We start from the raw sequence: 22265 nt of genomic DNA, 5'->3' as shown, positions 1-22265 counted from the left end.
GTCTCAGCCGGCCACCTCGATGCCCAATCCCGGCAGCTCGACAGGCGGCGCTTCGCTGAAATAGCTCCAGGCCATCTCATGGCCGAGATACACGAAGGGGCCGATCACGAAGCCGAACGCCGACAGCGCCGCCGCCGATGCGGCGTTGCCGAGCGCCATGTAGTTCGATGAGAAGTCGAGCGTCGTCACGATCGCCCGGAAGGTGACGGTCTTCCACACCGCCCGGCCGAGCAGCGAATCGGCGTCGGTGTCCGCGGGCGGCGGGGTGGTGGCGGCAGAAGCCGGATGTGGTCCCCGCCAGTCCGGCAACGGGGTCGACCGGTCGATGCGGCGGCGGAAGCCGAGTTCCACCCGATCCCAGGCGGCGTCGACCCAGGCCCGGTCCGGCGGTTGCGCCGGGCCGTCCTGGATGGGAAAGGCATAGCGGATCTGGACGGCGCCGCGCGGGTCGCTCACCCGCAGGCCAACCAGGCTCCAGGCCGGCGGCATCCGCCATCGGTTGCGCTCGGCCGTCGCTACGGCGGCCAGCCATGACGGGTCGAACGCGCCGTCCGCCGCCGGTGCGTGTTTCGTGACCACCGTACGGACGAGCGCGGTCCAGGCGCAGGAGCCGTCATGGTCGGAGGCGTAGCGCACGCGCGCCAGCGGCAGGTCGTGGCGCTCGCAGGCCGGTGCCTTGCCCCACGCGGTGCTGGACCCGGCGCCCGCCGTCTGGATCAGCGCGGCGGCCGTGACGGTGTCCCCGGACAGCCGCAGCATCGTCAGGCTGTTCAACGCGCCCGACCGTGAGACGGTCTGCGACACCAGCCTCCACTCCCCCTCCGGCAGCGGCACCAGCGTGCCGTCCACGTCGACGCCGTTGCGGATGATGTCGCCGTCGGTCGCGGCGAAGGACGGTGCGGTGACGGCCAGCAGGGCGGCGGCCAGGAACGGTGCGTACCGACGGATGGTCATGACGAGGCTCCCAGGGACGACCGCGTGGTCGGTTGCGCGCGGCGTGCGGATTATGAGAATGCCGACCGCCCCCCTGTCAAGACGACGCCTGGCCGACGCAATGCTCCGCTCGCGGTCTCAAAGGGCAACAGGATGCGGGCGCGTGAATATTAACAATATATTTACCATGATTACCCAATCGGCGGGACACCGGGATCGCGAACATTAAAGCAGCATTTGACAAGTCCTGGGGAACGGGTACCGTTTGGCACGAGGCGGGGGTGGATTGCAGCGTTGGACAATGGATTGAGTGCTCAACCTGTCGTGAAGGGCGCCTGCCGGGCCGTGGTCCGTCTGGATCGGCTCGCGGAGAATTTGGCCGCCGCCCGCAAGTTGCTGCCGCAGCGCACGAAAATCTATGGCGTGGTGAAGGCCAACGGCTATGGGCATGGGGCGCTGCCGGTCGCACGGGCGTTGGAGCGTTTCGGTGTCTGCGGTCTGGCGGTCGACAGCGTCGATGAAGGCGTGGCGCTGCGGGACGGCGGCGTGCGCATCCCGATCCTGGTGCTGAACCCGCTGTTGCCCGAAGAGGCGACGCTGGTCGCCGCGCATGGCCTGACCGCCGCCGTCGCCTCGTTCGACGCGGTGCACGCCTTGGACGCCGCCGCCGGTACCGCCGGCCGCCGTCTGCCGGTGCATGTCCGGGTCAGGGCCGACCGGGCCGGCGGACTGGGCGCGGATCACGACCTTGCGGAAGGGTTGCTGCAGCGCCTCGGCCGGCTCGAGCATCTGCACGCCGAAGGCCTGTTCATGCAGATGATCGGCACCTACCGCGACGATCCCCGGCAGATCGACCAGGAGCTGTCGGACTTCCGCGCCTTGCTGGCCAGGGTCGAGGGGCGCGGCCTGCGGCCGCCGCTGGTGCACGCCATCACCAGCCCGGGGCTGCTGAACACCAGCGACGCGGCGTTCGACATGGTGCGGCTGGGCGCGGTGCTGTACGGCATTCGCATGAACCCGCCGGATGGCCGGCGCTTTCCCTTCCGCCCGGTGATGGAGGTGGTGTCGCGCATCGCCTTCATCGCCGACATGGTTCCGGGCGGCGACGTCGGCTATGGCGGCGACGCGCGGCTGGCGACCGGCGGGCGGCTGGCGACGATCTCCCTCGGCTATGCGGACGCCCCCTTCCTGCTGCGGTTCAAGGACACCGCCGTGCTGATCCGCGGCCAGCGTGCCCCGCTGGTCGGCGAGGCCTTCATGGGCATGGTGCTGGCCGACATCTCCGCGATTCCCGAGGCCGCGCTGAGCGACGAGGTGGTGGTGGTCGGCGCCCAGGGTGCCGATGCCATCCGGGTCGAGGACATCGGCCGCTGGAACGGCATCCGCCCCTCGGCGGTGCTGATGCTGGGGCCGCGCGCCCGGCGCGTGTATGTCGGCGGCGACCCGCCGGTGGGACAGGGGGAGGAGCTTGACCGGTTGGGGTACGCCGATCGTGACAGCGATCCCGGACGGCCCTATCGTCATGCCTGAACGTGAGCGTCGCAGCGTCTGGGAGATTTGTCCGTCATGCCGTCGTCCACCATGCCCCCGTCCGTCATGTCGTTGACACGGCGCAGCATGCTGGTCGGGACAGCGACGCTGACCCTGGCCGGGGCAGGGGGGGCGACGCCGGCGCTGGCGCGGCCGTCCTCCGACAACGCGCTGCTTCCACGGCTGGGCGACGACCGCGTCTGGCGCATCGGCTATGCCGAATCGATGCCCTACGGCAACTACACCGGGACGCTCGCCAGCCTCGTCCAGGGGCTGGAGGCTCTGACCTGGCTGCGCGGCGGTGCCCGCATGCCCTACGAGGCCGGGCAGACCGACAGCCAGGCTCTGTGGCGCTGGCTGTCCGATCATGACCTTGGCGCGCGCATCCGCTTCGTGCCCGACGCGTGGTACGGTGGCCTCGACCACAATCCGGCGGAACCGATTCTCCAGCGGCTCGAATCCAGCCGCGACATCGACCTGATGATCGTCATGGGAACGCTGGCCGGTCAGCGGATCGGGGTGGAGCGCCACAAGGTTCCGACCCTGGTCTTCTCGACGACGAACGCGGTCGCCGCCGGCATCATCGCCTCGGTGGAGGACACCGGCCACGACCACATCTGGGCGCATGTCGATCCGCAGCGCTTTCAGCGCCAGTTGCGCATTTTCCACGAGACCTTCCGGTTCCGGCGCCTGGGCGTCGCGTTCGAGGATTCGTCCGCCGGACGGGCCATCGCGTCGGTCACCGACGTCGAGGCGATGGCGCGGCCGCTGGGCTACGAGGTGGTGGCGAACCATGTCCGGGCGCCGGCCGGCCCCGACGACGTGGAGCGCTACTACACCGATCTGGCCGACGCGTGGAGCGATCTGGCGACCCGCGTCGACGCCATGTACATCACCTATGGCCGCTGGTCGCTCGATCGCTTCGCCACGCTGGTGCGCATCTTCCAGGATCGCGGCATCCCCACCTTCTCGCAGCTCGGACCGGAGGAGGTCGAGCGCGGTGCCCTGATGAGCGTGGCGCGCGCCGATTTCGAAGGCATCGGCCATTTCGGTGCCTCGGTGATCGCCCGCCTGATCAACGGCGAGCCCTTGCGCCGCATGCCCCAGACCTACTTCGACACCCCGACCATCGCGTGGAATCTGGCGGTGGCGGCAAAGATGAACTATCGGCCGGCCATGTCCGCGCTGCTGGCCGCCGACAACATCTACACCACCATCGGCACGGAACAGTAGCCGGTACAGATCGAGGAATGCGTCCGTGAAGAGCAGGGCCGGGAGATTTCTCGCAACCGTCGTTCCGTCAGTCCTCCTGATCGTGATCGCGCTCGGGTTCAGCACCGGCGTGAACATCGGCTCCTTCCGGCGTGACTTCAGCGACGCGCTGTTCTCCACCTTCAGCGTCGCCGGACGCAAGGTCGTCAGCAGCATCGAGTATGCGGTCAAGTACGGGAAATCGATCGACAACTTCCATGGGATGGAGCGCACGCTCGGGCAGCTCAAAAGCTATCTGCCGCAGGTCAATGGCGTCGCCGTGGCGCTTCCGGACGGGCAGGTCGTTCACTCCATCGGCACCTACGCCTTCCTCGACCAGATCGGCTCGACGCTGACGGGGTTCGAGCGGCGCAAGACGGCGACGGAATTCAGCCACGCCCCCTCCTTCCACTATCACGACACCGACCGCGGCTCCCACAAGCTGTTCCTGCCCATCCGGGGGGCGGAGGACGGCGCCTGGATCGGCACGCTGGTCATCGCCGCGTCCGACGCGATCATCGACGACTATGTGCGGTCCTTCGAACGCCAGAGCCTGATCTTCGTCGCGGTGCTGGGCGGCGTCGCGCTGGTGCTGCTCGCCGGGCTCGCCCTGGTGCGTCGGAACGCCGAGGGCGGTGGCGGCCGCGCGGTGCTGGTGATCGCGGCGCTGGTGCAGGTCGCGGTCGGCATCAAGGGCTACGCCTTCTTCAACGAGGCCTACCTGCGCACCGCCGAGAACACCACCGAGATCGTCCAGAACATCATCGCGACCGACTTCGCGTCGGTGGTCGGCCGCGGCGTGACCTACCGCTCCTTCTCCGACATCGACGGCTATTTCAAGGAGATCACCGCGTTCGTGCCGCACATCAAGCGGATCGAACTGGATCTGCCGGACGAGGCCGGCAACGCCGTCCGGATCGGCTACGGCGGCGCTGCGGCCGACGGGGACGTCGTGGTCGGCAAGCCCCTGGCGAACGACCGCGAGTACATGGCGCCGTCCCTGAAGATCGTCATCGACAACAGCTTCATCGAGAAGAACGTCCTGAGCATCGTCGTCAACAACGTGACGATCCTGATCATCTCGCTGATGTTCCTGTACGAACTGCATGTGTTCGCCAGCCGGCGGACGCGGTCCGGAACCGACGTCGCGGCGGTGACCACCCGGACGACGGCCGGCATGCGCTTCCTCACCTTCTCGCTCTATTTCGGGGTGTTCCTGTCGGCGTCCTTCGTGCCGGTCATCATGCAGGGCTTCGACCAGGGCTTCTTCGGCCTGACCGTTCCGCAGGCGGCGGCGGCACCGGTGTCGGCGGAGATGATGTGCGGCGCCTTCGCCATCATGGCCGCCGGCTGGCTGGGGCGGCGGGCCGGCTGGCGGATGATGACGGCGGGTGGATTGCTGCTGGCGGTGGCGGGCGCGGTCGGCTCCGGGCTGGCGGACCATCCGGTGCTCTTCGTCGTCGCCCGCGGCGCCACGGGTGCCGGGGCGATGCTGGCGCTGATGGGCATCTACCGGCTGATCGACTGGCTGCGGCGCCAGGATCCGGACACCGGCGCCTATTCCGAAATGTTCTCCGGCATGTATGTCGGGGTGAATTGCGGGGCCGTCGCCGGCAGCCTGCTGGCCGGCGAGATCGGCACCCGGATGGTGTTCCTGATCGCCGGCGCGGTGCTGGCGCTGGCGCTGGCGCAGGTGTTCCTGCTGCTGCCGCGCGCCGCCGAGGCGGCGGGCAAGGCCGAGGATCCGGTGGTGGCGATGGTGGAGAATGCCGGAAGACCGGCGACCCGACGGCCGGTCTGGCTGGACGGCTCCTTCGTCGCCTTTCTGCTGCTGGTGTCGATCCCGACCTCGGCCTGCAGCATGTTCCTGATCTATTACTTCCCGCTGTTCGCGTCGGGGTTGGGGCAGCCGACCTCGACGGTCGGGCAGGCCTTCCTGCTGTATGGGCTGTGCATCGTCTATCTGGGGCCGCACCTGTCGCGGGCCTTGCGCAACAGCCGGATCGCGCCGGCCTGGCCGGTTCTGGTCTCCGGCCTCGTCATGGCCGCCGGGCTGGTCGCCTTCGCGCTGACCGGCAGTCTGGCCGGCGCGTTCGTCGCGATCCTGCTGCTGGGGCTGAGCGACAGCTTCGGCCTGTCGGCGCAGCAGCGCTATCTGGAGCATCTGCCGGTGGTCGGGACCCATGGGCTGGCGGTTCCCCAGTCCTATCACCTCAACGCCCGCAAGCTCGGGCAGGTCATCGGTCCGTTGCTGTTCAGCGCCGCCGCGGTCGCCGGAACCGCCGGCGCGACCCTGATCAGCGCCGGGCTGGCGATCGGGCTGCTGCTGCACCTGCTGATGTCGCTGTGGTTGAACCGCCGCGGCGCCGCGTCCGAGGCGGCCGCCCCCGGCGGTGCGGCGTGATCGAGATCGGCCGGGCGCGGCTGCCGGGACACGACGGCGGGCCGGCCCAGGACATCCGCCTCGTGTTTCTCGACCCGTCCCACGCCGGTGCGATCGCGGCGCTGCAGGCGGCGGCGATCGGCACCATGATGTACCCGATCACGCCGTCCCAGATCGTCGAGATGCTCGGCCCGCGCGGATGCACCGTCGGGGTGCTGGCTGGGGAGGGGGCCGGGGAGCGGCTGATCGGCTTCTTTGCCCTGCTGTTTCCGGGACGGGATCCCGAGTCGATGGGGTATGATTTCGGCCTGCGCGACGCCGAACTCGACGCCGTGGCCCATTGGACCGCGGTCATCGTCCATCCGTCCTTTCGCGGCCATGGCCTGCAGACGCGGATGGTGATGGCGGTGGAGCGGCTGTTTCCGCAGGCGCCCGTGGAGTTCGGCTTCGTCACCGTGCGCACCGACAATTGGGCCAGCCTGCGCAGCATGCTGGCCGCCGGCTTCGCCATCAGCAAGATCGCGCCGAAGTTCGACGGCTGGTTGCGCTACACCCTGTTCCGCATCACCCCCGCCGATGCGCCGCCCGAGGCGGAGGGATGCCGCTGGGTCGACGCGACCGACGTCGAGACGCAGGCGCGCTGGCTGGGCGAGGGGTTCGTCGGCTGCGCCTTCGACCCGTCCACCGCCCGCCTGCGGTTCGCGCGCCTGTCGCCGGACAGCGTCGCCGGCCGGATCAGGGCCCGACCGCCGCATCGTTGAAGCCGAAGGCGCCGCGGATGCGCGACATCACGCTGCCGGCGCGGCGGCGCTGGGTGTCGTCCTCGCCGTTCAGCTCCTGCCCGCGGATCTCCGGCGACTGCGCGCTGGCGATCCGGCCCAGCACCTCGAGCAGGGCGGGGTCCTCGCCCAGCACCTGGGCCAGATGGACCTCGTCCACCTCATACAGCAGCACCGGCCCCCAGGCGCGCGCTGTCGTCGTCCGGACATCGCCGGTCAACAGCGCCACCTCGCCGAACAGCGCCCCCGGGCCGAGGCGCGACAACTCGACGTCCTTGCCCTCCGGACCGGGGGTGTTGAGCAGGACGATGCCCTCGGCCACCAGGAACAGCGAGCGTCCCGGCTGCCCCTGGGCGAAGATCGTGTCTCCCGGCAGGCAGCGCCGGGGTCTGGCGTTCGCGGCGAGGCGGTCGCGGGCGGCCGGCGTCAGCGGCTGGAACAGCGGGGCCGCCGCGATCAGGACGGCGGCGTCGGGCCGCTGGTCGACCAGGTCGGTCGTGCCGTCGACCAGACGGATGTTGGCCTGACGCTGCGACAGCGTGATGCCGGCCCGCTTCAGCACCGCGTGAATGCTGAGCAGCACCGCGTGCTCCTGCGATTGCAGCAGGCCGCGGTCGGTCAGGTCGAACGCGATGAAAAACCGCATCCCGAACTCGTCGATGCCGTTGAACTTCACCCACACCAGCCCGAGATGCTTGCGCCCGTCGACGCTGCGCACCAGGCGCATCGCGTCGCTCAGCAGGTTGACGATGCGCTCCGGCTCGTGGCCCGGCGTCACATGCAGCAGCATCTGCGCGAAGAAGGTGCCGTTCGGGTGGGAGCAGTTCTCGATTCGCGCCCCGGCGGCCAGCGCGTTGGGGATGCTGATGACCGAGTTGTTGAAGCTCTGGATCTTGGTCGAGCGCCAGGAGATGTCGATGACCTGCCCCATCGGCGCGTCGCCGACCTTGATCCAGTCACCGCGGCGGAACGGCCGCTCCAGGTTCAGCACCATGCCGGAGAAGATGTTGGACAGGTTGCTTTGCAGCGACAGGCCGATGATCATCGCCAGCACGCCGGAGGTGGCGAGCAGGCTGGTCAGGTCCTTCTGGAAGACGTGGGCGATGATGCCCAGCACCGCCAGCAGCATGATCAGCAGGGTGGCGGTGCTCTTGACCACCTGCGGGATGGCGCGCTCGCTGGATTCCTCCAGGGGGTCCCAGATGAAGCGGTGAAGCGCCTGGTTGACGACGATCGCCGGGACCAGCCACCACAGGACGTCGAACAGCGTCACCACCATGGCCATCGGCTGGTCGGTGCCGAAGCGGGCGATCGAATCGAGCAGGGCCGATTCGGCGGCCAGCATGGCGAGGCCGGTCAGCACCGTGTCGGTCAGCAGCATCATCCGCGGCCAGTGGCGGCTTTCGGTCCAGCGTTCGCCGGCGCGCAGGGCGAGCAGCAGCAGGCTCAGCAGCAGCGCGGCGGCCAGCGCCGGCGCGCCGTGGAGTTGCCGGCGCAGCCCCTGGTCGCGTGGCGCCATGTCGAGGTCGAAGCGGATCGTCGACATCTCGCGGCCGTCCCGGCGTTCCCCGCTGCGCAGGCTGCTGCCCGGCAGGCTGGCGGCGACGTCGGCGCGCAGCGAGGCGTCGGTCACCACCCAGTCGCTGCCGGCGATCTTGCGGGTGGTCAGCGCGTTGGCCAGATCCTGGTCGCTGCCGCCGTCGCGTTCGGGCGCATAGACCAGCCGTTCGTAGGGAAGGTTGCGGTGGTGGAAACGCACGCTGATGTGATGGCCGCCGATGGTCCGCCGGGACTGGCCCTCCGGCTCGTCCATGTGGAAGCGGGCGGAGACGTGGAACAGCCGGTATTCCTCGCCGTCGCGGGTGCCCTGTTCCACCGGCGCGCCCAGGCCGACCGGTTCGGCGGCGTTGATGAAGACGATGTCGGTCAACGCGTCCGGACCCGGCGCGCCGGCGGCCGGGCCGGGCTGGCTGCGCTGACGGAACCACAGGTCGAACTCGACCCGGGCGGTGCGCTGCGCCGGATCGATGTCGCTGATGCGCCCGGCGGCCAGGCCGACCTGGGCGACGGCGGTGGTCCGGACGTCGCGCCGGCCATCCCCGCCGTCCGTGGCCGTCGGCCCGCCATAGCGGATCTGGGTCAGCGCCGCGACCAGCCCGTTGTGGAACTGCCCGACGGCCATCGCGCGGTCCGGGGTGCCGTCGTCGTTGAAATACAAGGGTCCGGTGACCCCCGGGACGGCGTGCAGCGCGGAGCGCACCGCGTCGAGCTGGTCGCGCACCAGGCGCCGCGCCGACACCCGCGTGCTCCAGCGTTTGGACAGGCCGGCGCGCTGGATGGCGGCGACGATCACCCTCCCGGCGTCGTACGCGTACAGAGCCGACCAGTTCCGCAGCGGGCCGTACTGTTCGTCGTAGCGGGCGAGGAGCTGGTTCGCCTCCCGGCTGGCGATGTCCGGCAGGAAGGGCGCCACCACCATCAGCCGGCCGGTGTAGAGACCGGGATGGTGCTGCTCCCGCGGGAGCTGGGCCAGGGCCTGCCCGAACCGTTCGGACCCCAGCCAGTCCGGGCCGAGGATGCGGTTGGTCAGGCCGGCGTCGCGGATCGCCTGGACCAGCGCCACCCCCTGTTCCTCGCGCGCCAGCAGCACGATCACCAGATCGGGGGGCAGGGCCCGGATGGCCTCGGTCAGTTCCGCGATCTCGCGCGTGAAGCTGGGGGCGGCCGGGTTGGCCATCGTTTCGTACCGCAGCGGCGGCCCGTCCTTGGCCAGGGCGGCGCGAAACAGGCCGGGAAGGGGGGTGGTCTGCGCCAGCGGCGTGCGCACCACCGCGACACCGCTGGCGGCCAGCGCCTTGAGGGCGTAATCGCCGAGGAAGGTCGCCTGCAGACCATCCGAATGGACGGTGCGGAAATACCAGGGGTTGGTGCGCGTCAACTCGTCATGGGTGGCGGACGGGCTGACCGCCGGAATGCCGGCGGAGGCGTAGATGGGCGCCGCGGCCGTCGAGGTGGCGGACGCGGTGTGGCCGATCACCGCCAGGATGCTGTCGTCCTCGGCGATCAGGTTGGCGACACGGCGGGCGCCCACCGGGCCGCCGTGATCGTCGAACGGCACGATGTCGAGCTGAAGGCCGTCGATGCCGCCGGTGGCGTTGATGTCCGAGGCGAGGATGCCCAGCGTCCGCAGCGACTCCCGCCCGCTGCCCGTCAGGTCGCCGGCGAAGGCCAGCCGCAGGGTTCCGGCGAAGGTCGGCGCCTCCGCCGTGGGTTCGACATGCACCAGGTGCAGCGCCCCCGCCAGAAGCGCCACCGAAAACAGGATCACGGCGATGAAGCGCATCGGTTGGGTCGACCCTTGGGTGTGGCGCCCTGTTGCGGCGGTGTGGTGCGGTGGTGCGCCTGCGTCTCGCCCGGCGGAGGACACGAACTATTCCATAGGCGTAGGTTTGGCACAAGGCGATGGCACCGAAGGTCATACAATCGGCGCCACGGCCGTCCGCGGGCCGGGAGGCGGTGGCCTGTCCATAGGGGGGTGCCGCGCCGGGGCCGTCCCCCATCATTCAGGCTACCCATTCGGGCAGGTGCATTCTTGACTTTTTACTAAGTGCTTACGCTTAATGCGCAGACTATGCCCGTCTCGGCGCCTCCGCCCCGGAGTGCGCCTTCTTGGTCCTTTTGTCCGGAGCTGCAATGGCCGATACGCTCGACGACCCGCGTCGCAAGTTTGCCGATTTGGTGAAGCTCAACGGACTGGCAAGCAAATACATCGACCGCGACACCGAACGCCGGGTCCTGGAGGACGGTGTCGTGCGTTGCGGCCTGTCGCTGGACGAGGCGCGCGGCGTGCTTCGCGCGGTGGCCGAAGACAACGACTACGTGTTCCAGAGCGAGGCCGGCCGGCGGATCCGCCAGGTGCTCGACAAGCATGCCGGCAAGAAGGGCAAGATCAGCAAGAAGCAGTTCGAACAGACTGCGTCGATCCTGCGCGACTTCTCCAACGAGGCGATCGGCGAGGAGGAAGCCCGTCGTCACGTCAAGCGCATCATGATCGAGAACGGCTGGAAGCCACGCCGCGCCGGCCTGCTGCCGACGAAGGGCTGGTACAAGAAGGTCGAGGTCTGATCCCGGGCGGTATCGCCCGCGGCGGCAGGCGCGCGCCGAACGGCGCGGAGCCTGCGTGGCGTATGAACGCGGCGGTCCGATCCTTGCGGACCGCCGATGACCGGCTGGGCGGTGCGCGATGGACGTCCTGGAGTTTCTGACGACCAGCGGACCGCTTGCCCTGGTGCCGCTGCTCGTCATCGCGCCGCTGCTGTTCTACCGCTGGGTCGTCGATGCCGCGGGGCATTGGGAGGTCTATGGCCGCCGGCGCGTCGCCGTCGTCGAGATGGCCGGCGTGCTGATCGGCGTCTGCTTCATCGCGACCACCCCCCTGCCGGGCGGCGCCTTGAGCCTGGACGGCCTGTTCGCGTCCGGCGGGCCGTGGGACATCGACGCCGTGACGTTCCGGACCATCGTCGTGGAACGGCTGTGGGAGGCGCCGGACTCTCTGGCCGACCGCATTGCCCGCGACGACCAGCGGCTCAACCTGACGCTGGGGCTTGGGATCGCGCTGGCGTTGCTCCTCGGCCGGCAGGCGGCCGGATTCGCGTCGCTTCACTGGCGCCCGGCGGTGGTGTCGGTCGCCATCGACCTGATCATCGCCTCGCTGACGGCGGTGACGACGCTGTACACCGCCCTGCTGCTGCTCTGGATGCTCAACCGGCTCAATTTCTGGGTCCTGGCCGTGGCGATCCTGGCGATCCAGGAATACCGCTACAACGTGCTGGGCCTGTTCCATCGCCAGCGCCATTTCCGCATTCCGAAGGCGCTCGTCCCGATGGGGGCGCCGGTCGTCACCAGTCGCCAGGGCACCAGCCGGCGGCGTTTCAGGGCGGGGGACTCAACACGTGGGACTGGCCGGAAATCCGGCGTTTGATGTGCGACCAGCAGACCCCGACGGACAGCACCACCGACGAGAAGATCAGCACCACCGCGCTGTTCCAGAACGGCGCGTTCGGGTCGAGCAGGCCGAAATGGCGGATCGCCAGATAGCCGCTGATCAGCAGGGCCAGACAGGTCAGGGTGCCGATCCACCGCAGCGCCACCCACGCGATTCGCGCGTAGGCGGCGTAGGTCGCCAGCAGCAGGACGCCAACCGCCAGTTTCAGCGACAGCCGGCTGCCGTCGTCGGTGTCGAGCCAGGACAGGTAGGAATAGCCCGACGGATTCCAGGTGGCGAACAGCAGCAGGAAGCAGCTGAGGGCGCGGATGAAAAACCCGAAGCTCTTCACGGTGCCTCCCGGCGTTCACGCCCGACGGTCGCCCCGGCTGTCGACCTCCGTGCCATCAGGTGAGGCTCTGCGAATCGACCTGACCGCTCAGCCGGTAGCGGATCAGCGACCAGGACTGGCCGGCGCCCAGCACGGCCGCGACGCAGGACAGCGCCACCATCGAGCGCACGGTGGGATCACCAAGGTCGATCACGTCGTAATCGGCCAGAACCCAGACCAGGCTGCCGGCCAGCAGAACGATCAGCGTGACGCCGATCAGCTTCATCGACCGCCACGTCGCCTGGATGTGGATGAACAGAAGAAAGGCGATGGTCACCCCGGCGAACAGCTTCACCGTCCAGTCTCCGGAGTCGCTCATCAGCCAGTGATAGTAGGAATAGCCGAACGGGTTGTAGATGCCGAACACGAGCATCAGCGCAAACAGCAGCCGTACGACGAAGCCTGCGGTTGTCATCATGGCTGAGGTCCGAACGGCGGTTGAGGATGCGACCGCCGCGCAGTTTACGCGTTCGTGGCCACCGATGCCACTGTGACGGCCATTGCTGCGGCCAAGGCGACGGCCAAGGCGACGGCCAAGGCGACGGCCAAGGCGACGGCCAGGGCGACGAATGTCTTTGCAATGTGTCGCTTGCCACGGTGATATCACGCGTGGCGCGGGCCCGGAACGGGCGGCCGCGTCGGCAGAAACAGACGGTGGGTCGGCTTTCGTGCATTTCGGGAAAGCGTTGTTCAGCCGGACGGCGTCGGTCATCGCAAGCCTTGCGCTGGGCGGCCTGTTCCTCGCCGCGGGCTGGGCCACCGTGCCGACGCGGGGAGCGTCGCCGACCATCACCTTTCAGGTCCGCGATCCGGGCGACATCGCGCCGGGCGGTGAACCGGTGCCGGTCTTCCTGATGCGGTCCGACCGCTCGACCCTGCGTGCCGGGACGGCGCATGGCCGGCCCGACGGGAAAATCGGCGTGACGCTGTTCGATCCCGCCGACCCCCGGCTGATCCAGAGCAGCGAGGCGGTGCTGCTGAACGCGGACATCCGCGTCCTGTGGCTGCTGGCGTCGGACGAGGAGCGGGCGGAGCTTTGGCGGGGTGTCCAGGCCGTCGGCCGTGGCCTGCGCGAGGCGATCGACACGGTGCTGGCGTCGCCGGAGTTCGTCAACGATTACCGCAACGACCTGACCGACATCGGCCGTCAGGCGATCGAGGACGCCTGGCGGGCGCCGGAAACCCGCGCCGCCTACGACGAGTTCCTGCGCAGTGCCGAACCCATGCTGCACGACCTGATCGGGCGCGACCTGAAGGGGATCGTGCTGAAACGGGTCGAGCCGATGATCTGGGACCTGATCGGGGCGAACATGGGCGCGATGGTCGACGTGTTCCGCTCCAAACCCTGGGATCTGAGCCCGATCGACCAGACCATCGAATCCATCCAGCGCGAGGTGCGCGACCGCGGCGTGCTCGAGAAGACGGCGCAGCGGCTTTTTGAAAGCTGGCAGGCCAAGGCGTTCCTGCAGACCTTCGCCGGCGCCGTGATGGACGCGGTGGCGCGCGACACGCGGGTCCGCGACGTGCTGGGCCGTCTAGTCACCGACCCGCGCCTCAGCGCCTCGCTGACCCCGCTGGCGAAGCCGGTGGGCGAACTGGGCCGGCTGGCGCCCAACGTGCTGTTCGGCGTGCATCCGCACGCCGATCTCAACGCCATCGCCGCCTACACCTTCCGCGGCCTTCTCACCGGCGAGGGCGGCCAGTTGATCATCCTGATGAGCGCGCAGCAGCGCGAAGCCATGTTGCGCCTGGACCAGTTCGCTCCGCGCCCCCTCCTGCACAGCGTGCCGCAATGACCAGGACGCCGTACCAGCTCGACATTGCCGGCATGACCATCCTGCGGCCCAGCGGCGGGCTGCTGGTGAGCGACGCCAGCTTCAGCATCGGCCCCGGCGAGGTGGTGCTGCTGGTGGGGCCGAGCGGCAGCGGCAAATCCACCATCGTGCAGCTGCTGGGCGGGCTGCTCGACACCGGGGACGGCGGCTGGCGGGTCACCGGGCGGCTCGGCTGCGGCGGCCGTTCGATCGACCTTGCCACCGAACGCAGCCTGGTTGGCGGGATCGTCTTCCAGGACCACGCGCTGTTCAGCGACCTCAGCGCGCTGGAGAACCTCCGCATCGCCGCCGACCATGCCGGGCACGGGCTTGAACCCGACCTGGTCGCCGCCGCGACCGCCCTGCTGGGCGACATCGATCCGCGCAAGACCGTCGCGTCCTGCAGCGGCGGGCAGCGCCAGCGGCTGGCCATCGCCCGCACGCTGCTGGCCGACCGCCCGGTGCTGCTGTTCGACGAGCCGAACTCCGGCCTGGACGTGCCGATGGCGCGCCGGCTGGGCGAGCTGATCCGCGACCTGTCGCGCAGCATGGGCAAGCCGGCGCTGGTGGTGGCGCATCACGTCAAGGATCTGCTGCCGGTCGCCGACCGGGTGCTGCTGTTCGACACCCGTGCCCGCCGGCTGGTCGAGGTGCCGCGCGACGCCGACATCATCGAAGCCGAACTGCTGAAGCTCGACCGCGCTGCGGGCGGCCCGGCCGCGGCGGGGGCGGCGGACCAGCCGGCGCGCCCGCCGCGCCGCAACGCCTGGCCCGAGGCGATCGGCCGGCGCAGCCGCCTTCACTGGCTCGGCCGCTACATGGCCGAATATTTCTGGGAGCTGTGCGTCTCGCCGCTGATGCTGATCTACATGGGGGCCGGCGCCCTGATCATGGGCTTCGTCTCCATGTGGTTCGGCTTCCATTACAACTCGTTCGGCGGCTATCTGAAGTCCCTGCTGCACGACGAAACGCTGGTCGGGCTGGGTCTGGTCCAGGGAACGGTGGCGGTGCCGCTGATCAGCAGCATCCTGTTCGTCGCCCGCAACAACGCCATCATCGCGGCCGACATCGGCAACCGGGCGCTGTCGTCGCAGTTCAAGGCGATGGACAACCTGCGCATCGCCGCGCGCGGCTACATCTACTCCGCCATTCTCGTCAACATGGTGATCGGATCGCTGCTGCTGCTGGTGCTGTCGCTGGGAATGGCGAGCTGGGCCTCGATGCAGACCTGGCACGCCCAGTTTCCGCAGCAGGATTTCGAGCTGTGGCGCGGGCAGTTCTTCCGCAAGCTTCTGCCCGACGGCTACCACCCGGCGTCGAGCATGCTGTGGGTCGCGCTGAAGGTCGGGCTGAGCGCCCTGCTGGCCGGTGCGGCGGCCATCGTCATCGGCGGCGGGCGCAAGGATTCGGTGCTGGAGATCAACGCGTCGATCGCCCGGTCGATCATCATCGGCGTCACGCTGACCCTGCTGGTCCACGCCGTCATTTCGGTGCTGACGCTGTAGAATTCGGCGCCGCGAGGTCGCAATCCTCGCGCATTCGGCAATGCGGCCGGCGCGCATATGAGGTATAAAAGGGACCAACGTGGTACCGCAAAAGCCGAGGTGATCGATGACGACAACCAATGTGGAGTCGGGGCCGTCTTCCGGACCGCTCGGTTCGGATTCCGATGTCGACAGTGGCCGTCCGACCGCCCAGGCGCGCCCGACGGGTCACCGCACCGTGCTCGCCCTGTCGGTGGCGGCGCTCGTCGCGTCGCTGACCGCGCCCTACTGGTCGGCGCCGCTGTACCGCTTCCTGCATCTGCGCCCGGCCGGCCTGGAGTGGCAGGCCCGGCAGGAGGTCGAGACCGGACGGCTGGGGCAGGCGGTGGCCGAACTCGACCGCCGGCTGAGCACGCTGGCGGACACGCAGGCCAAGGCCGGCGAGAAGGCGGCACTGACCGGCGCGTCCTTCGCGGCGCTGGAAACCCAGGCCCGGGTGCTGGCGCTGCTGGAGCTGAAGACGGCGCTTCGCCGCCCGGTGCCGTTCGATTCGGAGCTGAAGGTGGTCCGCGCGGTGAGCGGGAAGCAGCCCGAACTCGAACCGCTGCTGGCGGTGATCGAACCGTACGCGGTCAACGGCATCCTGGTGGAATCGCAGTTGCGGCGCGAGTTCGCCGGCGTGGTCGACGGGATCGCCCGTGTCGAGCAGCGGAACACGGTGGTCGGCTGGCTGGTCAACCTGACCGGCTGGTCCACCGATTCGGCCGACACGCCGCCCAGCCAGTCGGACGCCATCGTCGGGCGGGTGCGCGCACGGCTGGCCGATGACGATTTGCGCGGCGCCATCGGCGAGTTGGCGGCCCTCGACGCGCCGGCTGCGGCCGTCGCCCGGGCCTGGCTCGGGGAGGCCCGGGCCCGCGTCGCGGCCAACGAGGCCGTCGACCGGATCGCCGAGTCCGTCGCCTCCGCCTTGAACCGCTTGGCACCGCGGACCTGATGCGGGTTCGCGGATGACCCGAACACGCTGGTCCGCCGTTCTGGCCGCTGTCCTGACCGCCGCTGTCATGGCCGATGCGGCGGCGGCCGAGGCGCCGCCTGCCCAAATGCCTCCCGCCCAGACGCCGCCGACAGCCGATGCGTCCGCGGCGCCGGAGGCGGGCGGCATCATCGACGGCTACAGCCGCTTCATGTTCGGGTTCAACCAGCGCGTCTATGACGGGCTGGACAGCGTCGGCGCGTGGTTTCGCGGGAATGGACCGCCCGCGCCGCCCGATCCGACCGCCGGCAGCCTGCAGAACGTCATCGCCAACGTCGTCAACGAGCCGTTGACCGCGGTCAGCAGCGTGGCGATCGGCGAGTTCGGCAACGCCTTGCGCTCCGCCCAGCGTTTCAGCATCAACAGCACGGTGGGCGTGCTGGGCTATTACGACACGGCGTCGCAGTGGGGCTACACCCCGACCCACACCGACATCGGCCTCAGCCTGTGTCGGGCCGGCGTCGGCGAATACGGCTATGTGGTGCTTCCGTTCGTCGGGCCGCGCACCGGGCGCGATGCGGTGGCCGACATCGTGCTGATGAACGTCATCCTCTGGACCACCGCCGGGGCCCTGGCGGGGACCGGGGCCAGTTTCCAGACCATCGTGATCGCCGAGTCGGTGGAGGTGGTGGCCGACATCACCGCCACCCGGCAGTTCGACATCGAGGCCAAGGCCATCAAGCTGCGCGACTATGAAGCGGCGCGCGCTGCCTACCTGAAGCAGCGGCGCGCCCGCTGCGCCCAACTCAAAAGCCAGTGATCGGACGGCGTGGATGGCGCCGCACCGGCCTCACACCCGTGGGCCGTCCTTGGGCGGCGCCGCGGCGGGGGCGGGAGCGGGCTGCGGGGCCGCGTTCCACCATGGCACCCAGCCCAGCGTCCAGTCGCGGACGGTGCTGTAGGTGGACGACACCCAGCCGCGGGCGTTCTCCGCCGCCGGTTCCGCCGCGCTCGTCCAGCGCTTGCTCCAGTCGATCAGCGGTTGCACCGATGATTCGACCGAGCCGATCTGGTCGCTGAGCCGGCTGAACTCGGCCCGCTGCTCGCGGAGCTGCGCGGCAACCTGATCCTGAAGCTTGCCCATCGCGTCGAGAAGCCCCGGTTCCGTGGGCATCGCCGGCGCGGGCGCCGCGGCCCGCTTCTCCTCCCGCTCAATCAACGCCCTGGTGGTGGCCGACAGCGCCTCCACGTCCTTGGCGGCGGGCAGACGCTGTTCCAGCGCCTTCAGGGTCGCCTCGATCCGGTCCAGCCGCTCGCGCAACGCGCCGTCGATCTCCGGCACTGCGGACGGCGCGGCCGCGACCGCCGGAGGAGCGGGCGGAGGGGCGGGGAGGGCGCGCAGTTGCTCGACGGCGACGAAGCCGGTTTTGCCGTCCTCGCGGACGACCAGATACCACGGCGCGTCGGCGACCTTGCCGGTGACATGCACCTTGGCGCCGGCGTCGATCTGGGCAACGCGCGCGCCTTTCAGCGACGGCTGCTGGCGGATGTTGGTGCGGCTGGCGGCAACGAAATCCGCGTCCAGCGGTTCGATGCGCGCCGGCGCGCCGGTCTGGGCCACCGCCACCGTGGCCGCAAGCAGGGCCACCGCCAGCGCCGCCGACGCCGCCATGGGAACCGGGGCCCGCAGGCGGGAAAGCAGCCGGTGGTTCGGCAGGGAGCTCATTGCGGGGGATTCTCTTCGGTTACGAAATCGCTCTGCCGGATCAACTGGTCGATCTCGGCCTCTTCCTTGGCGAGTTGTGCCTTCAGCTCCGGGCTGATCTGCCGGTTGCTCCAGAAGGCGTCCTGATAGAAGGTGTCGTACCAGTTCTGGAGCGTGTTGACGCCGATATCCATCGCCACACCGCCGAGGATGGAGGCGGCGACGATCAACGCGGTCAGTGACGTCGGTTCCATGATGAACGTCGATGCTCCCTGATGCCCTGGATCGGCTGTCCGGCCGTGGCCGGACAAGCCCTGGTGGTGCCTGTGGTCAGAAGGTTTCGGTCGCCAGCGCACCTTCCGCCACGACGCGCAGCTGTTCCAGCGCCTTCTGTCCGAAGCATTGGAAGAGCACCGGCGTGGTGAGGGTGTCGAGCAACGTCGAGCTGATCAGCCCGCCGAAGATCGCCACGGCGACCGGGTGCAGGATTTCGGTGCCGGGCGTGTCCGAGGTGAACAGCAGCGGGATCAGCGCCAGACCGGCCGACAGCGCGGTCATCAGGACCGGCGTCAGCCGCTCCTCGCAGCCGCGCAGGATCAGGCCGCGGCCGGGCGGCACGCTTTCGTGCAAAGTCAGGTTGATGAAGTGGCTGATCTTCAAGACGCCGTTGCGGACGGCGACGCCGGTGACGGCGATGAAGCCGATCATCGCGGCGAGGCTGAGATCCTGCCCGAACAGCAGCAGCGCGCCGACGCAGCCGATCAGCGCCAGCGGGATGTTGGCCATGACGATGAGGCTGAGCACCGCCGAACGGTAGCGCTGGTACAGCACCAGGAACACCAGCGCCATGGAGATCGCGCTGAGCCCGGCCATGATCATGCGACTGTCCTCCTCCTGGCGGAAGCTGCCCTCCAGCGAGGTGGTGTAGCCGGTCGGCAGCGGGGTCGCCGCCATGCCGGCGCGCATCTGGGCGACGATGCCGGCCATGTCCGACCCGTCGGTGTTGGCGGTCACGACGATGCGGCGCATGCCGCTCTCGCGCATGATCTGGTTCGGGCCATAGCCGTTGACCACGGTCGCCACCGACGACAGGGGCACGTAGCCCGCCGGGGTTTCCATCCGCATCTGGGCCAGCGTCTCGGCGGTGCGGTCGGCGTCGGACAGCTTCAGGACCACGTCGAAGCGTTTGCCGCCGTCGATGACCTGCGACACGGTGTGGCCGTTGGACAGGCTTTCCAGCGCCTGCGCGAGCTGCGCCGGGGTGACGCCGAACAGCTTGGCCCGCTCGTAATCCATCTTGATGCGGATCTGCGGCACCTGCACCTGCTGTTCGACCAGCAGGTCGGTCAGGCCGGAAATGGTGCTGAAGCGGTCGCGGAAGCCGTTCGCCAGCATGCGCAACGTGCCCAGATCCTCGCCGAAGATCTTCAGGACGATGGCGCCGCGCACACCGTTCTGCGCCACCTCCATGCGCGAGGTCAGGAACTGCGTGACGGTCAGGTCGACCGGCAGCACCGACAGGCGGGTCCGCAGATCGTCGATCACCTCGGCCCGGCTGCGGCCGTCCAGCCGCACGCGAATCGGGAATTCGCTGCTGCTGACCGGATCGGCGTCCTCGTCGTCCTCGTTGCGGCCGGTGCGGCGGGCGACGCTGACCACCTCCGGCACCTGCATGATGATGCTTTCGGCCATCGAACCGACGCGGGACGATTCGGCGAGCGAAATCCCCGGACGGTTCAGCAGCTGGACGTACAGCGTCCCCTCGTTGAAGGGCGGCAGGAAGGAGCGGGGCAGCAGCGGCAGGGCCAGCGCCGCGCCCACCACCAGCGCCCCGGCGGCGGCCAGCAGGGTGCGCGGGTTGTCCAGCGCCCAGTTCAGCCCGCGGCCGTTGATCCGCTTCAGCCAGCGGATCAGCCGGCCGTCATGCGACTCCTCGATGTGCTTCATGTTGGGCAGCAGGTAGGCGCACAGCGCCGGCGTCACCGTCACCGACACCAGCAGGCTGGCGAAGATCGAGACGATGTAGGCGACGCCGAGCGGCCCGAACAGCCGGCCCTGCTCGCCCGGCATGGCGAACAGCGGCAGGAACACCAGGAGGATGATCGCCGTGGCGTAGAGGATGCCCGACCGCACCTCCTGCGAGGCACGCAGGATGACGTCGATCACCTCCAGCGGGCGATGCCGGTGTCGGTTCTCACCCAGGCGCCGCAGCGTGTTTTCGACATAGACGACCGAATCATCGACCAGCTGGCCGATGCCGATGGCGATGCCGCCCAGCGTCATCGTGTTGATGGTCGTGCCCAGCAGATGGAGGATGATCAGCGTCACGATCAGCGAGATCGGGATGGCCAGCAGCGAGATCGCGGTCGTCCGCACGCTCCACAGGAAGGCCGCCAGCACGATGGCGACGATGATGATGGCGTCGCGCAGCACATGCTCCACATTGTCGATCGACGCGCTGATCAGGTCGGCCTGGTTGTAGGACACCTGGCTGGCGCTCATCCCCTTCGGCAGGGACGGCTCGATCGTCTTCAGCATCTCCTCGACGGCGGCGGACAGGCGGACGCTGTTGGCGCTCGGGTGTTTCAGCACGGCCATCAGCACCGCGGGGCTGCCGTTGTAGCTGCCGTCGCCGCGCTTGACCTTCGCGGCGAAGCCGACCTCGCCGATCTGGCCCAACAGGACCGGCCGCCCCTCGCGGAAGGAGACCACCAGATTGCGCATGTCGTCGAGGCTGCGGCTGCGCGCCACGTTGCGGATGATGAACTCGGTGTTGTTCAGGTCGTTGAAGCCGCCGCTGCTGTTGGCGCCGAAGGCGGTCAGCGCCTGTTCGACCTGGGCCAGCGTGATGTCGAGGGTGCGCATGGCGCCGGGGCTCGGGGTGAAGCGGAACTGCCGCACCTCGCCGCCGACCACATAGACCTGCGACACGCCTTCGACCGCCATCAGGCGCGGCCGGATCATCCAGTCGACCGCCTCGCGCAGGTCCATCGGGTCGACACCGGGGGCGGCCACCACGACCTGCATCGCCAGTCCCATCACCGACGACAGCGGCGCCAGATGCGGGACCGCCCGCTGCGGCAGGCGTTCGCGCACCATGCCGATGCGCTCGGTCACCAACTGCCGGTTGCGGTAGGGATCGGTGCCCCATTCGAACTCGACATAGATCAGCGAAAAGCCGGGGCTGGACGAACTGCGCACCCGGGTCACGCCGGGCATGCCGTTCAGCACCATTTCCATCGGGTAGGTGATGAGCTGTTCGACCTCCTCCGGCGCGTAGCCCTCGGCTTCGGTGACGATGGTCACCACCGGCGGGTGGAGGTCGGGCAGCAGGTCGATCGGCAGGTCGCGCGCGACGAACACCCCCCAGATCGACATCAGCAGCGTGGCGATGAGGACCAGGGGGCGCTGGCGGAGGCTGAAGGAGACGAGAAGCTGGAACATCGCGGCGACTGGTTCCTTCCGCCGTCAGGTGGCAGGGGTGGTCGGGCGCCACCACGCGGCGATCGCGTGCTGCCGGTGCCAGAGCAGGGCCAGACCGAGCGCGACCACCAGCCCGAGCCAGCCGAGCCAGCGGGCACCCCCGCTGGCGGGCACGTCCGGCATTGCCGGCAGGACCAGTTCGGCGGAACCGCGCAGGGTCGCCGTCGCGGTCGCCACGCTGACCGTCAGGGGGGTGCGCACGGACGGCGGCGTGTAGGGCCCCGACATGTAGAGCCCCGGGGTGATCTCCTGCAGGCGCATGGCGCCGGTCCCGGTCCCGGTTTCGACCGTCACCTCGGCCCCGGCGATGGGAGCGTTGTCGTCGGAGCCGTCGACGAAGGCGTACAGCGCCTGGCGGCTGGCGATCACCACCACGCTGGTGCCGTCCATCACCAGGGCGACCCGCGGCGCGGCGCCCGGATCGGCGGCGCCGGCCGGGGCCGGCATCCACAGGACCGCCGCCAGGGCCAGACCCAGAGCCAAGCCCGTCGTCAGACGTCGACAGCCACGATGGAACCGGCTGGGCATCGCGTGCGTGTTCATGTCGTCCTC

The 22265-nt window shown here is 69.4% G+C and carries 18 protein-coding genes; 10 read left to right on the top strand and 8 right to left on the bottom strand.

Annotation, left to right across the window (positions count from 1 at the left end):
• Window positions 1-3: 3 nt before the first annotated feature.
• Complete coding sequence (locus TSO352_RS31710) at window positions 4-954, bottom strand: DUF2061 domain-containing protein (protein WP_109111257.1); 951 nt, start codon at window positions 952-954, stop codon at window positions 4-6.
• A 285-nt stretch (window positions 955-1239) separates the two neighbouring features.
• Between TSO352_RS31710 and alr the strand changes: the two genes are divergently transcribed.
• The 4 genes from alr to TSO352_RS31690 are packed head-to-tail and all read left to right on the top strand — an operon-like array spanning window position 1240 to window position 6858.
• The gene (alr, locus tag TSO352_RS31705; RefSeq protein WP_109111256.1) at window positions 1240-2463 is read left to right on the top strand and encodes an alanine racemase; all 1224 of its coding nucleotides are present in this window, start codon (window positions 1240-1242) and stop codon (window positions 2461-2463) included.
• A 36-nt stretch (window positions 2464-2499) separates the two neighbouring features.
• Entirely contained in the window at window positions 2500-3696 is a 1197-nt protein-coding gene (locus tag TSO352_RS31700; protein ID WP_247872572.1) for an ABC transporter substrate binding protein, read from the top strand.
• A 25-nt stretch (window positions 3697-3721) separates the two neighbouring features.
• Entirely contained in the window at window positions 3722-6118 is a 2397-nt protein-coding gene (locus TSO352_RS31695) for an MFS transporter (RefSeq protein WP_109111255.1), read from the top strand.
• Complete coding sequence (locus TSO352_RS31690) at window positions 6115-6858, top strand: GNAT family N-acetyltransferase (RefSeq protein WP_146210827.1); 744 nt, start codon at window positions 6115-6117, stop codon at window positions 6856-6858. The genes TSO352_RS31695 and TSO352_RS31690 overlap by 4 nt, the downstream gene beginning before the upstream one ends.
• On the opposite strand, the gene TSO352_RS31685 is transcribed toward TSO352_RS31690, so the two are convergent.
• Complete coding sequence (locus TSO352_RS31685; protein ID WP_109111253.1) at window positions 6833-10219, bottom strand: ABC transporter substrate-binding protein; 3387 nt, start codon at window positions 10217-10219, stop codon at window positions 6833-6835. The genes TSO352_RS31690 and TSO352_RS31685 overlap by 26 nt on opposite strands.
• A gap of 350 nt (window positions 10220-10569) precedes the next feature.
• Here TSO352_RS31685 and TSO352_RS31680 point away from each other — a divergent pair, with 350 nt between their 5' ends.
• Both TSO352_RS31680 and TSO352_RS31675 read left to right on the top strand, forming a co-directional pair.
• Window positions 10570-11001 carry a hypothetical protein gene (locus TSO352_RS31680; RefSeq protein ID WP_109111252.1) on the top strand — a complete coding sequence of 144 codons (432 nt, stop codon included), beginning with the start codon at window positions 10570-10572 and terminating at the stop codon, window positions 10999-11001.
• 118 nt (window positions 11002-11119) lie between these two features.
• Window positions 11120-11857: a hypothetical protein gene (locus TSO352_RS31675; RefSeq protein ID WP_109111251.1), complete on the top strand. Its 738-nt coding sequence runs from the start codon at window positions 11120-11122 to the stop codon at window positions 11855-11857.
• Here TSO352_RS31675 and TSO352_RS31670 read toward each other — a convergent pair.
• Both TSO352_RS31670 and TSO352_RS31665 read right to left on the bottom strand, forming a co-directional pair.
• Complete coding sequence (locus tag TSO352_RS31670; protein WP_109111250.1) at window positions 11808-12212, bottom strand: DUF6524 family protein; 405 nt, start codon at window positions 12210-12212, stop codon at window positions 11808-11810. The genes TSO352_RS31675 and TSO352_RS31670 overlap by 50 nt on opposite strands.
• A gap of 55 nt (window positions 12213-12267) precedes the next feature.
• On the bottom strand, window positions 12268-12669 hold the full coding sequence (locus TSO352_RS31665) for a DUF6524 family protein (protein WP_109111249.1): 402 nt from the start codon (window positions 12667-12669) through the stop codon (window positions 12268-12270).
• Window positions 12670-12937: 268 nt separating this feature from the next.
• Here TSO352_RS31665 and TSO352_RS31660 point away from each other — a divergent pair, with 268 nt between their 5' ends.
• The 4 genes from TSO352_RS31660 (at window position 12938) to TSO352_RS31645 (ending at window position 17345) form a co-directional block, all read left to right on the top strand.
• The gene (locus TSO352_RS31660) at window positions 12938-14047 is read left to right on the top strand and encodes a hypothetical protein (RefSeq protein ID WP_247872571.1); all 1110 of its coding nucleotides are present in this window, start codon (window positions 12938-12940) and stop codon (window positions 14045-14047) included.
• Complete coding sequence (locus TSO352_RS31655; protein WP_109111247.1) at window positions 14044-15570, top strand: ATP-binding cassette domain-containing protein; 1527 nt, start codon at window positions 14044-14046, stop codon at window positions 15568-15570. Before TSO352_RS31660 ends, TSO352_RS31655 begins: the two co-directional genes overlap by 4 nt.
• A 106-nt stretch (window positions 15571-15676) precedes the next feature.
• Entirely contained in the window at window positions 15677-16546 is an 870-nt protein-coding gene (locus TSO352_RS31650) for a hypothetical protein (protein ID WP_247872570.1), read from the top strand.
• Between the two features lie 13 nt (window positions 16547-16559).
• Window positions 16560-17345, top strand: a complete 786-nt coding sequence (locus tag TSO352_RS31645; protein WP_247872569.1) for an MlaA family lipoprotein — start codon at window positions 16560-16562, stop codon at window positions 17343-17345.
• A 30-nt stretch (window positions 17346-17375) separates the two neighbouring features.
• Here TSO352_RS31645 and TSO352_RS31640 read toward each other — a convergent pair whose 3' ends face one another.
• From TSO352_RS31640 to TSO352_RS31625, 4 genes are all read right to left on the bottom strand, one after another.
• Window positions 17376-18251, bottom strand: a complete 876-nt coding sequence (locus TSO352_RS31640; protein WP_109111246.1) for an SH3 domain-containing protein — start codon at window positions 18249-18251, stop codon at window positions 17376-17378.
• The gene (locus TSO352_RS31635) at window positions 18248-18484 is read right to left on the bottom strand and encodes a hypothetical protein (protein ID WP_109111245.1); all 237 of its coding nucleotides are present in this window, start codon (window positions 18482-18484) and stop codon (window positions 18248-18250) included. Before TSO352_RS31635 ends, TSO352_RS31640 begins: the two co-directional genes overlap by 4 nt.
• Window positions 18485-18560: 76 nt before the next feature.
• A complete protein-coding gene (locus TSO352_RS31630; RefSeq protein ID WP_109111244.1) occupies window positions 18561-21674 on the bottom strand; it encodes an efflux RND transporter permease subunit in 3114 nt (1037 codons plus the stop codon).
• Between the two features lie 24 nt (window positions 21675-21698).
• On the bottom strand, window positions 21699-22256 hold the full coding sequence (locus TSO352_RS31625; RefSeq protein WP_146210826.1) for a hypothetical protein: 558 nt from the start codon (window positions 22254-22256) through the stop codon (window positions 21699-21701).
• Between the last annotated feature and the right edge of the window lie 9 nt (window positions 22257-22265).

It is taken from the genome of Azospirillum sp. TSO35-2, from assembly GCF_003116095.1.
Taxonomy (GTDB): domain Bacteria; phylum Pseudomonadota; class Alphaproteobacteria; order Azospirillales; family Azospirillaceae; genus Azospirillum.
The sequence above is the reverse complement of the archived record's forward strand: the minus strand, read 5'-3'. Positions and strand labels throughout refer to the sequence as shown.